The sequence below is a fragment of the Myxococcus stipitatus DSM 14675 genome, assembly GCF_000331735.1.
Taxonomy (GTDB): Bacteria; Myxococcota; Myxococcia; order Myxococcales; family Myxococcaceae; genus Myxococcus; species Myxococcus stipitatus.
The window spans coordinates 8521633-8534597 of the sequence record NC_020126.1; the positions used below are offsets into that span (position 1 = coordinate 8521633).

Annotated in this window: 15 protein-coding genes and 3 pseudogenes; 14 read left to right on the forward strand and 4 right to left on the reverse strand. The window is 63.8% G+C overall.

Features of this window, described 5'->3' with window-relative positions; genetic code table 11:
- Window positions 1–38: 38 nt before the first annotated feature.
- From MYSTI_RS42390 to MYSTI_RS43440, 12 genes and pseudogenes are all read left to right on the forward strand, one after another.
- Window positions 39–434 (forward strand): annotated as a pseudogene (locus tag MYSTI_RS42390) (transposase); the annotation flags it as partial.
- A gap of 15 nt (window positions 435–449) precedes the next feature.
- On the forward strand, window positions 450–602 hold the full coding sequence (locus MYSTI_RS43980; protein WP_015352127.1) for a hypothetical protein: 153 nt from the start codon (window positions 450–452) through the stop codon (window positions 600–602).
- 62 nt (window positions 603–664) lie between these two features.
- Window positions 665–955: pseudogene (locus MYSTI_RS45805) on the forward strand (transposase); the annotation flags it as partial.
- A gap of 13 nt (window positions 956–968) precedes the next feature.
- Entirely contained in the window at window positions 969–1511 is a 543-nt protein-coding gene (locus MYSTI_RS45425) for an IS5 family transposase (protein WP_084668236.1), read from the forward strand.
- A 102-nt stretch (window positions 1512–1613) separates the two neighbouring features.
- On the forward strand, window positions 1614–2624 hold the full coding sequence (locus tag MYSTI_RS32785) for a DUF2169 family type VI secretion system accessory protein (RefSeq protein WP_044281905.1): 1011 nt from the start codon (window positions 1614–1616) through the stop codon (window positions 2622–2624).
- Between the two features lie 350 nt (window positions 2625–2974).
- Complete coding sequence (locus MYSTI_RS43435) at window positions 2975–3664, forward strand: beta-ketoacyl synthase N-terminal-like domain-containing protein (protein WP_144370194.1); 690 nt, start codon at window positions 2975–2977, stop codon at window positions 3662–3664.
- Window positions 3665–3669: 5 nt separating this feature from the next.
- A complete protein-coding gene (locus MYSTI_RS42405; RefSeq protein ID WP_015352132.1) occupies window positions 3670–4557 on the forward strand; it encodes a PAAR-like domain-containing protein in 888 nt (295 codons plus the stop codon).
- Window positions 4558–4576: 19 nt separating this feature from the next.
- Window positions 4577–5137: an SMI1/KNR4 family protein gene (locus tag MYSTI_RS32795; RefSeq protein WP_044281907.1), complete on the forward strand. Its 561-nt coding sequence runs from the start codon at window positions 4577–4579 to the stop codon at window positions 5135–5137.
- Between the two features lie 6 nt (window positions 5138–5143).
- The gene (locus tag MYSTI_RS42410; RefSeq protein ID WP_015352134.1) at window positions 5144–6100 is read left to right on the forward strand and encodes a type VI immunity family protein; all 957 of its coding nucleotides are present in this window, start codon (window positions 5144–5146) and stop codon (window positions 6098–6100) included.
- Between the two features lie 154 nt (window positions 6101–6254).
- Window positions 6255–6599: an IS66 family insertion sequence element accessory protein TnpA gene (tnpA, locus tag MYSTI_RS32800; RefSeq protein WP_084668358.1), complete on the forward strand. Its 345-nt coding sequence runs from the start codon at window positions 6255–6257 to the stop codon at window positions 6597–6599.
- Window position 6600: 1 nt separating this feature from the next.
- The gene (tnpB, locus tag MYSTI_RS32805) at window positions 6601–6990 is read left to right on the forward strand and encodes an IS66 family insertion sequence element accessory protein TnpB (protein WP_015352136.1); all 390 of its coding nucleotides are present in this window, start codon (window positions 6601–6603) and stop codon (window positions 6988–6990) included.
- Between the two features lie 13 nt (window positions 6991–7003).
- Complete coding sequence (locus MYSTI_RS43440) at window positions 7004–7180, forward strand: transposase (protein ID WP_015352137.1); 177 nt, start codon at window positions 7004–7006, stop codon at window positions 7178–7180.
- A 57-nt stretch (window positions 7181–7237) separates the two neighbouring features.
- Here the strand turns inward: MYSTI_RS43440 and MYSTI_RS32810 are convergent.
- Window positions 7238–8881 (reverse strand): annotated as a pseudogene (locus MYSTI_RS32810) (ISL3 family transposase); the annotation flags it as partial.
- 129 nt (window positions 8882–9010) lie between these two features.
- On the opposite strand from MYSTI_RS32810, the gene MYSTI_RS32815 reads away from it, so the two are divergent.
- The gene (locus MYSTI_RS32815) at window positions 9011–9307 is read left to right on the forward strand and encodes a transposase (protein WP_044900823.1); all 297 of its coding nucleotides are present in this window, start codon (window positions 9011–9013) and stop codon (window positions 9305–9307) included.
- 44 nt (window positions 9308–9351) lie between these two features.
- The gene (locus MYSTI_RS41145) at window positions 9352–9861 is read left to right on the forward strand and encodes an IS66 family transposase (RefSeq protein WP_233278379.1); all 510 of its coding nucleotides are present in this window, start codon (window positions 9352–9354) and stop codon (window positions 9859–9861) included.
- Between the two features lie 216 nt (window positions 9862–10077).
- On the opposite strand, the gene MYSTI_RS44965 is transcribed toward MYSTI_RS41145, so the two are convergent.
- The 3 genes from MYSTI_RS44965 to MYSTI_RS32830 form a co-directional block, all read right to left on the reverse strand.
- Entirely contained in the window at window positions 10078–10524 is a 447-nt protein-coding gene (locus tag MYSTI_RS44965) for an IS630 family transposase (RefSeq protein WP_015352141.1), read from the reverse strand.
- Window positions 10525–10530: 6 nt separating this feature from the next.
- On the reverse strand, window positions 10531–11043 hold the full coding sequence (locus tag MYSTI_RS44970; RefSeq protein WP_233278034.1) for a helix-turn-helix domain-containing protein: 513 nt from the start codon (window positions 11041–11043) through the stop codon (window positions 10531–10533).
- A 321-nt stretch (window positions 11044–11364) separates the two neighbouring features.
- Window positions 11365–12858, reverse strand: a complete 1494-nt coding sequence (locus tag MYSTI_RS32830) for a carboxypeptidase M32 (RefSeq protein WP_015352143.1) — start codon at window positions 12856–12858, stop codon at window positions 11365–11367.
- Window positions 12859–12965: the final 107 nt, after the last annotated feature.

Below are 12965 nucleotides of genomic sequence, written 5' to 3' on the forward strand. Positions count from 1 at the left end.
GAACTGGGTCAGGCCCAGTCGTCTGATTCGATGAGAGACCCGTGCAGCTGCTGGACTCCAAGCGAGCCATCCTGCCCATGCATGCCGGCGCAGTCGCCCGGCGTGATTACGAGTACGTCCGCTGCGGTACCGCCAATCTCTTCTGTGCTGTCGAGCCTCGGGCCGGACGCCACTTCGTGAAAGCAACACGTAGCCGAAAGGCCGCCGATTTCGCGGAGGCAGTGAGAGACCTGGCGCACCGCTATCCCAAGGCGCGAAAGATTCACCTCGTGCTGGACAATCTCAACGTCCACACGCGCTTCTCTCTGACGCGCCGCTTCGGGTGGAAGCAGGGCTTGCGCCTCTGGAATCGTTTCTGCGTGCACTACACTCCAGTGCACGGCAGTTGGCTCAATCAGGCCGAAATCGAGGTGAGTCTCGTCTCGCGTCAATGATTGGGGCGTCATCGCGTGGCCACCGTCGAGGCCCTCCGGGATAGGACTCGTGCCTGGGCACGCGATGCCAACCGCCACCGCGTTCCCATTCACTGGGCCTTCACCCGAGCCAAGGCCCGCCACACCTTCCGCTACCTCCCGGAGGACTTCATCCGGGCCGAGGACTAGGCCCTGTCTGATGGAAGCGCCGACGCCGGTTGTTGTCCTCCGTAGGGAGGCAGGCCAGCGTGATGCGCTACGAATTGAACGAGCGACAGTGGAGGGCCTTGGCCCCTCTGCTGCCGCACCAGGGTCGGGGTGGTGCATGGAAGGACCACCGGCTCATCCTCAACGGGATTCTCTGGCGGCTGCATACCGGAGCGCCCTGGCGCGACGTCCCGGCGCGCTATGGCCCCTGGCAGACCGTCTATGACCGCTTCGTGCGCTGGCGTAGAGATGGCACCTGGGAGCGGTTGATGAGAACGCTCCAGGCCCATCTGCAGGAACAGGACGAGTTGGACATGAGCGTCCTCTTCGTCGACTCCACGGTGGTGCGTGCTTCGCGCGCAGCCGCCGGAGGAGGCCAAAAGGGGGCCACACGAGCCCGTGGACCACGCCTTGGGACGCTCCCGAGGGGGCTTTTCCACCAAGCTCCACCTCACCTGCGAGCGACACCGCCACGTCCTCTCCATTGCACTGACTGCGGGGCAGGCCAGCGACCTGGTGGGTGTCTTTCCCGCCCTGGAAGGCGTCCGCGTCCAAGGGCGCAGGGGACGTCCACGCCAGCGCCCGCGTGTCCTGGTAGGCGACAAGGGATACAGCTTCGGCCCTGTGCGTCGGTGGGCGAGGGCCCACCATGTGCGTGCAGTCCTGCCCTCCCGCTCGGACCAGCCTCGCGTCAATGCAAGGTGCCGTGCGCGATTCGACCCGGACCTCTACCGCCAGCGCAACGTCATCGAGCGCGCGGTCGGGCACCTCAAGGACAAGCGTGCCATTGGCACTCGATACGACAAGCTCGCCGTCAACTACCTCGCCATGGTGCAGGTGGCGCTCATCTACTCCTACTTGCGCCACCTGCATCCCTCAGACAGGGCCTAGCGGAACACACCGACCGAGGGCCATCTGCGGTTGTGCAGTAGTCGACAAATGTTGACCGGTAGATTTGACGTGTCCGAACCCGTGTCAGTACGACACAACTCCGTGCTCACCCTCGACAATCGTACACCATATGCTGCCGAACGGGCATTTGTGCGCGACAAGACAGGCATCGACCATTGGGTAGTGATTGTCAAAGCAACATACGACATCGCTACGGGCGGCGTTGTCAGGCTCGCCGATAGACAGGAGCCACCACTTCTTGAGTCGATCCACTGGGGCGATCCAGGAAAGTCCAGCATCCGTTTCGAGACGGATTTCGTTCTGATGAAGCCGGGGACGGATGTTCTTGTCAATGGAACCGCCCATGCACCGAAGGGGAAGGCTGTCGCAGCAGTGCCTATCAGGGTACGGGTTTCGACAATCGACAAGACTCTCATCGTCTCGGGTGTGAGTGTTTTCTATCAGGGCGCATTCGACCTAAAGGTCACGAAGCCGTTCCCGTTCGTGAGCATGCCGATCCGGTACGAACAAGCATATGGTGGATCCGATACCACTTCGCCCGACCCCAAGGAGCATCGCGCGGACATGAGAAACCCCATCGGCGTGGGGTTTGCTACCCGTTCCGCGCATCTTGCTGACAAGCCAGCCCCGAGTGTCCTTTATCCGGCAGGAGATGCACGCAAGAACGGCCCGGCAGGCTACGGAGCGATCCCAACTCATTGGTCGCCGCGGCGTGAACTCGGCGGGACTTACGACGAGCACTGGCTCACAAAGCAGAAGCCGTTGCTTCCAACTGATTGGACTGAGGAATGCTTGCTCTGCGCGCCCGTCGACCAACGGGTAGCGGGGCACCTTCATGGTGGTGAGAGCGTTGAGCTCGTCCACATGACCCCTAGCGGGGTGCTCCGATTCGCGTTGCCGAAGGTGTTCCTCTCGTTCGCAACCCATTTCGGCCGCAAGGTTGAAGAGCATCGGAGCAAACTCGTAACTGTCATTGTGGAGCCAGACGAAGCGCGGGTGCTCTTGGTGTGGCAGACGACCCTCAAAGTCCCGCTCCGGATGATGGACTACCTCGATAAAACGGTCATCACCGAGAAAAGGCACGTGCGATGAGCAGTGCGGTGCACATTGTAGCACTCGGAGCACGAACTCCCGTCGGACTTACTGCCGCCAGCAGCGCAGCGGCCGTACGCGCCCGGATCTCTCGGCTGAAGCTGCATCCACACTTTGTAGACTCGACAGGGGCGAAACTCAGGGGGGCCATCGACGGCGTGATGGACCCTCTAGTCCAAGGCGTTGCGCGCCTCGTGGAATTCGCAACACATTCGATAAACGAAGTCGCGAGCCAACTCCCGACCGACTTGGCTAAGGGCCCTCGGCCGATCCCTCTCTTCCTATCAGTCCCTGAGTACCGGCCCGGATTTTCTCCGAATGATGAAGCAAGGCTCGTCAATGAGTTGCAATTGAAGATTCCTTATCGCCTGAGCGTGACCATCGCACACAAGGGACACGCAGGGGCGTTCGCAGGGCTCGAACTCGCGACGGAAATGATTCGCACGGGTCGCTCGAACCTCGTTCTCGTCGGAGGAGTCGAGAGCTATTTCCACGCCGATACCATCGATTGGCTGATCGACAACGGTCAGCTTGCGATGGACGGCAGCAGGTCCCCTTTTCTCCCGGGGGAAGGTGCCGCGGCAGTAGCCCTCATGAGCGGCAGCCTCCGAATCCCATCCCTTGCCGTCATTCGAGGCTCGCACACTGCTATAGAAACCAGCCTCATCAAGACGGACGATGTGAATCTTGCATGGACACTGACATCCGTCGTAAGACAGGCCGCAACATCCCTCCGATTGCCCCACGAAGCCATCGACAGTATCTGGTGTGACCTCAATGGCGAACGATATCGTACGGATGAATGGTCATACGTTCTTCTTCGCCTGCCACAGCTCTTCAGACAACTCCATGGAGAGCCCACGCGCTACAACACCGCCGTCGAATTCTGGGGAGATATGGGAGCAGCGACAGGCGCACTCCTCGTCGTGCTGGCCGTAAACGCATGGCAACGACTGTATGCCAAAGGACCGAGGGCGTTGTTGTTCGCGGGTTCAGAGCAGGGCCTTCGCTCTGCCATCGTCCTTGAACAGGGGGCGTGACAACCATGGGAACCGTATCCATCAATTCCCCAAGAACGCCAGTCACTACAGGCTCGAATGGCATCGCCACAGCGGCAGTTCCGAATGTGTGCAAGATGCCAGGACCACCAGCGCCCTTCGTGCCCACGCCCCTTCCGAACATCGGCCGAAGCAACCTTTCACCGAAGAAGTTCTCGACCTCAGTGATAATAGAAGGCAAGCCCGTCGCCATCCAGGGCGCGACGTTCGGCAGTACGGGAGACATCGCGTCGAAAGCCACGGGTGGAGGACTCGTGTCCGCAAACACACACGGGCCAACAGCCTTCGTCGCGCCCGGGTCGATGAATGTCAAGATCGAGGGCAAGAGCGTACATCTCCTCGGCGATGCGACAACCAACAACAACGGAAGCCCTCCAAACGCGTCCACTCCTGCCGAGTTGCAGGAATCAGAGACTCCACCGAATCGGAAGAAGATCGACTGCGAAAAAGGGCCACCCTCTGGCCCCCTATCAAAGTGCGAAAAGGAAGAGCTCTGCGCAAAGTGCGCGCACCTCAATCAGAAAGCAGAAGCAGGTGAACTAAAGAAACCCGATAGGGACACGTACAAGAAAAACCGCGACTTGGGCGATGCTGCGGCCAAGAGCCTCGCCGGCAAGGCGCAGCGGAATCCCGATCTCGGCAAAGGCATGCTGGAATTCCACGCGATGTCCGAAGACTGCAAGCAGGAGCACGTCAAGAATGGCTTCAAGGGAACCAGTGCTGATCACGTCCATGACATCGGGCTCGATGGACACCCTACGGTCAGTTCCAACCTGAAGTGGATGGGAAGCCGCGTGAATTCCTGGATGGGGTCAATCATGGGGCAATACAACCCAGAAGTTCACAAGGGAGTTGCTCCGAACTGCTGTGGATAATTCAAACCATGGAGACAAGATGATGACCGAGGCAAGACAAAGGGTTCGCGAACTCGTCAACAATCTGATTGCAGCGCACAAAGAGAAATTCCGGCTCCGCTTCGATGAAGAACTCAACGAGAATCCAACCATCCCTTGCTCGGCGGAGCAGGTGTCTCAACTATCGAGAGCCCTAGGTCAACCGCTACCGCCGACCTACCAGGCGTTCATGGAATTGCGCGACGGGTGGGATGATTTCCAGGGCGACTTTCAGTTCCTTTCCGTGGAAGATCGAGACGATCCGATGGTGAAGGCCCGAATCGAAGAAATGAGCGGATACTTCGATGAACAGGAACTCGACAATCCATTCAAGACCTGGGGGTTTGTTGTCGCTCTCGGAGAGACGTCAGGCCGCCTTGCATTCCTCGACAAGCGGGTGGTCTCTTCTAACGGCGAACTAGAACTCGCCACGTTCGAGTACACGAGGCAGGAGGATCGTTTCCCGAGCTTCGCTGAGTTTCTAGCAGACGAACTGAGGATTGATCGTGAGCTCATCAAAGACGAGCGCGATGGCAGCGCCAGCGATGGCAACGCGGCCTGACCCATCATGGCCGCTTCCCTTCCGCCGCGACTGGCCACACCCTATTTGGTCGATGGTCGCGTCGCATTCAAAGTCATGCAGGATCTCACGGTTTATCTCGGCAGCCCCAGTGAGGCCGATCTCGACGCGCTCTGCAACCTCTATGAGTCCTTCTGCCCTAAGGAACGGCTCGTCGCATACAGGACAGATGAACTCGTCACATGGAGCAACCTGTCCTCGCCTGAACTCACTCTGAGTGGGCGGCGAGCCGCGTCAGCGGGCATTCCACGTCCGTACCTCGAACCTTCTCGTGAACGAATCCGGCAAGGGCGAGCGTTTTCGGTGTGGTTCTGGGACCGAAAGACACTCTCCGATCCGGATGGAAGTTGGAGTTTCCGATGTACCACTCTCAAGCAACGCCCTGATACCTTTCATGGCTTCGCCCGATTCCTGATGCCGCTGACGACGGACGACACACTGCTCTGGGATATGGCCCGGAGCGTTGCAAACACAGTTCCCTTCAGGTCTGGCCACGGCGGTCTGGTCTTTGAACATGACCCGTGGTTGAAGCCTCTCGCTTTCGACAAAATCTATGCGCGTGCTCGCCGCTTCTGGGCGGTGGATATTGACGGTATGGAAGCGACGTTACCGGTCACCCGCAACCATATTAAGGGGGTCAACTGGCTCACGCTCGTCGGAATGCCACTCGCGGAGGAGGCAGCGGAAGGACTCGCGCGCCTCTCGACTGCCCCCCGGATTCGATTGCTGAGGCAGACGCATGGCTTTGTCATCGCCGCAGGACCCTCTCCCATTCCTGGAGATCACCATCAAAGAGACGCGGGATTGGAGCCGTACTTTCGGATAGGCAGCGCTCTCACTCCTCTTTTTCCGACCGAGCATCCCGACTTTTCGGGGTTACGGTTTAAGGCGCCGGGTGCAACGCTCGGGTGGGTCCGTAGGTTCGTAGAGCCGAGCGGTTGGTAGAGCAGTACAGATTCAGTCGAAGCACTGTCCGTCGCTGGCGAGCTGCCGCACTCGGCCCACACCCGAGAACGGGGTACCCGTCCGGATCTGGGCGTCGAGGAGTTGAGTGAGTTGGGACACCTCCATGCGTTCAAGGGGCGCGATGGAGGAACGGATGACGAGGCACATGGGAGCCGACGCGTGGCGGCGGCTGGTGTTGGAGCTGGAGGAGAGCGGGCAAACGCACAAGGAGTTCGCCGCGGCGAAGGCCGTCTCGGTGAGCACGCTGCAGTTCTGGTTGTACAAACTGAGGCGAGAGGCCAGGCGAGCGAACGCCCCTCCTGTGCTGTTGCCAGTGGAGATAGTAGACTCGGCCGCGCCTTCAGCGCGGCGGGGAGGAGCCCTTCCAGGCGGCGCACCCGGCTTGCTGGAAGCCGCGCTCCCGTCCGGCGTCGTGGTGCGCTTCCCGGAGGGGACGGACGTAGCGTACCTGCGTGCAGTCCTGGCGGGACTGGGTTGACGTGCTCCTGTTGCCGCGCGCAGTCCGCATCCATCTGGCGACTGAGCCGGTGGACATGCGCAAGTCCATCGACGGACTCTTCGTCCATTTGCAGCGCGTCCTGGCGGCCGACGCGTACTCCGGCCACCTCTTCGTCTTCGTCAGCAAGCGGCGGGACAAGGTAAAGGTGCTGGCATGGGACGGCGGAGGCTTCCTGCTTCTGTACAAGCGACTGGAAGCGGGCCGCTTCCGGATGCCTAATGTCGCGGACGACGCCACGTCGGTGCAGTTGGACTCCACCCAGTTGGCCATGTTGCTCGACGGTATCGACGTCTCCCGAGTGCGTCGGCCCGCCCGCTGGCAGCCACCCGGGCAGTCAGCCGAGGCCCAGGGCACCTCGGCTCGGCGGTGAGTACTTGGGTGGCATGGCTCGTGAGCTGCCAATGGACCACCACTGCCCCTGGCGAGAGGAGGCCGAAGAGCTTCGTGAGCGGCTGACCGCGCTCGAGCAGCAGGTCGCGACTCTCACCCGCACCGTCTTCGGCAAGAAGTCGGAGAGGCTGCCTCCACCCGAGGAGGAGCTACGCAGGGAGGCCCCTTGAGCCTCCCCGGGTTTTGTGGCTCTCCCGCACTTCGTGTGGATCGTAGGGGCAGACGGTGAGCAGCACGCGACGACGAAGCAGGTCGAAGTTGGCGCGGCCGTACATCTGACGCTTGAGCAGCTTGAGCTTCGTGATTTGGCCCTCAGCCTGGGCGTTGCTCCATGGAGAGGTCAGGGCGGCCCGGACAGCATCGCCATCCTGTTCGAGGCCCTCCGCAAACGTTTCCACCGCGCGGACCCCGCACGCACGCGCCTCGACCAACCACGCGTTGAAGCGCCTCGAAGACCGGCTTGGCCTTGCTCGCTGTGAAACGCCCCTCGAGCGCACGAGTTCGCAGAACCGCCGGGCCAATGCGACGACACGCGATGCTTCCTCGTCCTGCTCGATGCGAGCCAACGTCGCGGTCTCCGCGGAGGTCAACCCCGCGGGCTTCTTCACGCACAACCATGCCAATTGCTTCGGCGAGGAGAGCGCGTCGGGGCGCATGCGATTCGACCACCAGTTGCCGCCAGGATAACCACGCGCCCCTGAGCGAGGCCGAACGGTCCGTCGCGGCTGAAGCCAACGGTGGACCTGTCGCGAAGTGCCACGAAAACCTTGGGCGCGAATCTCCCGCCAGAGTTCGCATGCGTTTTCACACCCCGCGGCGTGTCGCTTCGTCAGGTACTCCAGATAAGGGTCGAGGATGCTTCGTTTGGGCACGCGTGCCGCACGCTCGGGGAAGACTTCGGCGGCGGCGTATTTGCGCACCGTCCCGCGCGCAAGTCCCAGTGTGTGACTGATTCTAAGCAGCGGCTCCCCGGCCAGGTGACGCCGCCGTACGGCTTCGTAGGCAGCAACACGCCGGGAGCGGCTCTCCTCTCGACCGCGAGCTTCGGCGTGTGTTCGCGAGAAGCTGGTATGGCGACGTGCGGGAAGAGTCTCTGCGCTCGACACCGATAGTAGCGCTCGAAGGCGGGGGTGAGCACTGGTCATCCAGCGTTCCATCAGTTGCCGTCCATTCAGCAGCAAGTGCCAACGGTCCGCCACCTGCTGGGCCTCTGGCGCGCCCAGCACTGCTGCTCGTGTGTACTCAGTCGACCGGTCTCTTGCGATGACTTCCACGCCGGGGTGCTTGCGCAACCAGGCGCTCACCGTGGGAGTCGAGCGGTCTGGCAATACGTCCCGCACGCAGTGCGCTTCCAGGTCGACAAGGATGGAGCCGTAGGTGCGCCCCTTTCGCAGCGCCCAGTCGTCGAGGCCCAAGACGCGAGCGGGGCTGGACGGAGGCAGCGGAGCGCGGCGAATCAGCCGCAGGAGAGTATCGGGACTGGTGGGCATGGCCAGGGGCTTGAGCAGCCTGGCCCCAGCCTCTGCCCCGGCAGTGATTGCAACGGCGCACTGCGCGGTGGCCAGCCGCCGTGTCCGTCGAGCCTGAGCAGCCAGCAGGCGCACCGGCCGCTCCGCGAACGTGCGGCGGGAGCATTCCGGGTTTCGGCAGCAGAAGCGCCGTACACGCAGCTCGAGCCGCACGGCGCGCCCTGCGGCGGGCAGGTCCGCTGGGCGTCGGATGTAGCTACCGTGCACTGCGGTACTCGGCGTTTGGCAGGAGGGACATCGTGCTCCCGTGCCTTCCATACGCACCCCGAGGACGACACCTGCCGAGCTTCCGTGGGCCACCCGGTCCACCCGACACCCAGGAAGTGGATACAGCGTTTCCATTCCCAAGGTGTATTCGCCCCGTTGCTAGCCTACCGCGTCTGCCTACTCCCCAGAGGGGAACCACACGAAGTGCGGGAGAGCCGGTTTTGTGGACACCGGAGATGAGGTGACCGAAGGATGTCCACGACGATGCCGAGACGCGAGCGCAGGAAGTACACGCCCGAGTTCAAAGCCCGGACTGTGAAGATGGTGCTGGAAGAGGGCAAGTCCCGGGCGCAGGTGGCCAAGGACCTGGACCTGACTCGCAGCGCGCTGGAGGCTTGGATGAGGCAGTCGCGAACGGACGCGGGCCAGGGGCCGTCCGGGGCGCTGACGACGGGTGAGAAGGAGGAACTCGCTCAGTTGCGCCGCGAGGTGCGCCAGCTGCGGATGGAGCGGGAGATACTAAAGAACGCGGCGGCCTTCTTCGCCAAGGAGAGCACGTGAGGTTCACGGCCATCCAGGAGGAGAAGGCGAACTACCCGGTGGCGATGCTGTGCCGTGTGCTGGAGGTGTCTCGAGCGGGCTACTACGCCTGGGAGGGACGTGAAGCGTCGGCACGCCAGAAGGCCAATGCGGCGCTGGTGGAGCGAATCCAGCAGGTGCATCAGGACAGCCGCCGCACCTATGGCAGCCCACGCGTCCAGGCCGAGCTGAAGGCCCAGGGGCTGCCCGTGGGCCGGCACCGCGTGGCCCGACAATGGGACGCGCTCACCCGCTTTGTCGAGGACGTGCGGCTCCCCTTGGACAACAACGCCTCGGAGCGAGCCCTGCGCGTCGCGGCCCTCGGACGGAAGGACTTTCTGTTTGTCGGGCATGACCGCGCGGGCCGCAACCTCGCGGGGCTCTACTCGCTGGTGGCTACCTGCTCGGCGAACGGCATCAATCCGCGTGAGTACCTCTCCGACGTCTTGCTTCGCGTGCAGTACCACCCGGCAAGCCGCCTGGATGAACTCCTACCAGGTCCCTGGAGTCGTCGCCTCGCCGCGAACACCTCCTGACGCACGCTGCGGACCTGCTGCCCCTCCACGAGCGTTATCCGTCCACTGACCCTGGTCCGGGGCGGGGCTCGTTTGTCCTCACGACAGCTAAACCCGGACGGTTACAGAACGGGGGCGGGCCGAGTGGTCGCTCGGCTCTCGCCTCTGCTTCGATTGACGGTGGAGGACGATGGCGGCAACTGATCCTAAACCAAGGATCGTAAATCTCGTCCGGCCTCAGGCGGTGCGCCTGAGGTCGGTGCGGTGCAGGGATGGACTGGCGGAGCGTTGGGAAGTGCGAGCTGAGTGGTAGGCATGCACCCGGGCGATGAGCCGGTCCATGGTGCGGCAGCGGTGGTTGCGGGTGACATTGGCGTGCAGGTCGAGCCACACCCGCTCGATGCGATTGCCCTGCGGGCAGTAGGGCGGCAGGAAGTGGAGGACGAATCTCCCGTGGAGCTGCGCGAGCGCCGTGAGCGTCTTCTTGCTGGAGTGGACCGAGGCGTTGTCGAGGACGAGGTGGATGCGGCGAGCCCACCGGTATGCACTCGCCAGGCGCCAGAGAAGCTGAATGAACAGAGCGCTGGCTTTGCTCCGTCCCTCAATCCAAGTCAGTTTTCCAGTGCGGACATTGAGCGCTCCGGCCAGGTAGCGATTCTGGTTGTTGCCGGGCGTCACCACCACGCGCCGCTACCAAGGTAGACACCAGTCGCGTCCCACCTTGGGGTTGAGATGGATGTCGACTTCGTCCACGTGGAGAAAGGGCTCTTTGGGAGGGCCGTACGCCTCGAGACACCTCAGCTCGAGGAGTCGACGGCGTCGCCTCCACCCGGGCCATGGACACTCGACGATGGGCTTGGCCACCTTGAGACGCGCACCGAGCGAGGCGAGGGTACGCCCCATGGTGGCAACCGACACGCGCACCAGGCCTCGGCGGGCCAACTCCTGGCACAGCAACTCCCGAGTCCAGGTGGGGCGACACCAACCCCAATCCTCGGGAGTCCCCGCCAGTACTCGCACCAGCCGCTCGCGGAACCGCTCGTCTACCTTGGAACGTCCGTTGCTCCCCCTCCTGTCCCGAAGGGCCTGCCGCCCTCCATCCCGGTAGCGACGGACCGCCCCCACCACCGTCGAGGTCGCGCATTCCAAGGCCCGGGCGACGGCGTGGCACGAGGCGCCTCGTCCCACCGACGCCACTGCCATGCATCTGCGGTAGGTGAGCGGGCAGCCACTCCAGGCTGCCCACCGAAGCAGCGCTTGCCGCTGCTTTCTCCTCAACCACTGCCTACCTTTGCCCTCGGGCAGGGCCTTCTCGCTCTCAGGTCTTCTGCACACACAGAGCCGAACGAGAGGTGCCCCTGCTCTCTCTTCCCGCTCCTCCTGCGCCCGCTTGCTCTCCGACCTGATCGGGAATCACGAACCCCGGTTTAGGGGCGAACTGGCTTCGGTGAGGATCCGTCACCACCAAAGCCGTCATCCGCGCTGAAATCTTCGGTACTCATGGGGCAGGCGATTCGAGTCAACTCATCGACCTTGACAGGACGCGACGCCGTACTTCGTGCGCAGGTAGCCCAGGAAGTCCGCGTCCGTGAGGCCCTGCCCCGTCACCGCGCGCACGCGCTCCTCCGCGGGGAGACGGAAGCCGTGGTGGTGGATGTTCTCGCGCAGCCAGTCGCGCAGGGGCAGCAGGTGTCCCTGGCGGAGCTGTCCTTCGAGGCCCGGCAGGGCGCGCTCGGCCGCGCGGTAGAGTGACGCGGCGTAGAGGTTGCCCAGCGAGTACGTGGGGAAGTAGCCCAGCTCACCCCAGGCCCAGTGGATGTCCTGGAGCACGCCCTGCGTGTCATCCGGCGGCGTGACGCCCAGGTAGCGCTCCATGCGCGCGTTCCACGCGGCGGGCAGCTCGTCGAGCGGGAGCTCGTCCCGAATCAGCAGCAGCTCCAGCTCGTAGCGCACGGCGATGTGCAGGTTGTACGTCACCTCGTCGGACTCGGTGCGGATGAGCGACGGGCGCACCGCGTTGACGGCGGCGAGGAAGTCCTCCACGTCCACGCCGGCCAGCGCCTCCGGGAAGCTGTCGCGCAGCAGCGGGAAGTAGTGCTCCCAGAAGGCGCGGCTGCGGCCCACCAGGTTCTCCCACAGACGCGACTGCGACTCGTGCAGGCCCATGGAGGGTGCGGCGGCCAGCGGGGTGCGGTGGTGCTCGGGCGCGAAGCCCTGCTCGAACAGGCCGTGGCCCGCCTCGTGGATGGTGCTGAAGATGGCGGAGAGCGGGTTCGTCTCGTCCACGCGCGTGGTGAGCCGCACGTCGAGCGCATGCGTGCCGCCCGTGAAGGGGTGGATGCTCAAGTCCTGCCGGCCCGCCTCCAGGTCGAAGCCGATGTCCTTGAGCAACCGCAAGGTGAAGCGCCACTGCGCATCCTTGTCGTAGCGCCGGCCGTCGAAGAGGTCCGGCGCCTTCCGTGCCGTCCCCGAGAGAGTGCCCACCATGGGGATGAGGTGCTCGCGCAGGGTGCTCAACACGGGGGTGAGCCGCGCCACGCGCATGCCGGGCTCATAGCCCTCCAGCAGCGCGTCATAGCGCTCACCGTCGTGGCCATAGGCATCCGCCTGCTCGCGGCGCAGCGACAGGAGCCGGTGGAGCGCGGGCTGGAAGCGGGCGAACTTGCGCTCCTGACGGGCCTCGCGCCAGGCGTGGAGGCCCTGACTCTGGGCCTCGGCCAGGGCGCGCACCAGCGCGGCGGGCACTCGCACCTCGCGCTCGCGCTCGCGCCGGAGGACCTCCACCATGGCGCGCTCGTCGTCCGTCAGGCCCGCCTCGGTGGCCGCCTTCTCGAGGGCATCGCCGAGCCTCGGGTCCACCAGGCGCTCATGGTGGATGCCCTGGAGGGTGGAGAGCTGATGCGCCCGCGCGGGGCCTGCCCGGGCCGGGAGGTAGATCTCCTGGTCCCACGTGGCGAGGCCGATGAGCCCCTGAAGGTCCTTCAACTCCTGCATCCGGGAGAGCAGCCAGGTGTCCATGGCGTCCTCTATATCAACGTGCCCCGCCCCTCGCCTTCGAGGTGCTCACACACGCTCGCAACGTTGGCTTCGCGGCGCTTGCACCCGTGGGTGATGGAGACCGGCGC

Excerpts from the sequence above, each read along its gene's own strand:
- MYSTI_RS32830 (WP_015352143.1), bottom strand. The coding sequence starts at position 12,858 with ATGGACACCTGGCTGCTCTCCCGGATGCAGGAGTTGAAGGACCTTCAG.
- MYSTI_RS32795 (WP_044281907.1), top strand. The coding sequence starts at position 4,577 with ATGATGACCGAGGCAAGACAAAGGGTTCGCGAACTCGTCAACAATCTG.
- MYSTI_RS44970 (WP_233278034.1), bottom strand. The coding sequence starts at position 11,043 with ATGGCAGTGGCGTCGGTGGGACGAGGCGCCTCGTGCCACGCCGTCGCC.
- MYSTI_RS41145 (WP_233278379.1), top strand. The coding sequence starts at position 9,352 with ATGCTGTGCCGTGTGCTGGAGGTGTCTCGAGCGGGCTACTACGCCTGG.
- MYSTI_RS42410 (WP_015352134.1), top strand. The coding sequence starts at position 5,144 with ATGGCCGCTTCCCTTCCGCCGCGACTGGCCACACCCTATTTGGTCGAT.
- tnpA (WP_084668358.1), top strand. The coding sequence starts at position 6,255 with ATGACGAGGCACATGGGAGCCGACGCGTGGCGGCGGCTGGTGTTGGAG.
- MYSTI_RS32815 (WP_044900823.1), top strand. The coding sequence starts at position 9,011 with ATGCCGAGACGCGAGCGCAGGAAGTACACGCCCGAGTTCAAAGCCCGG.
- MYSTI_RS42405 (WP_015352132.1), top strand. The coding sequence starts at position 3,670 with ATGGGAACCGTATCCATCAATTCCCCAAGAACGCCAGTCACTACAGGC.
- MYSTI_RS43440 (WP_015352137.1), top strand. The coding sequence starts at position 7,004 with ATGGCTCGTGAGCTGCCAATGGACCACCACTGCCCCTGGCGAGAGGAG.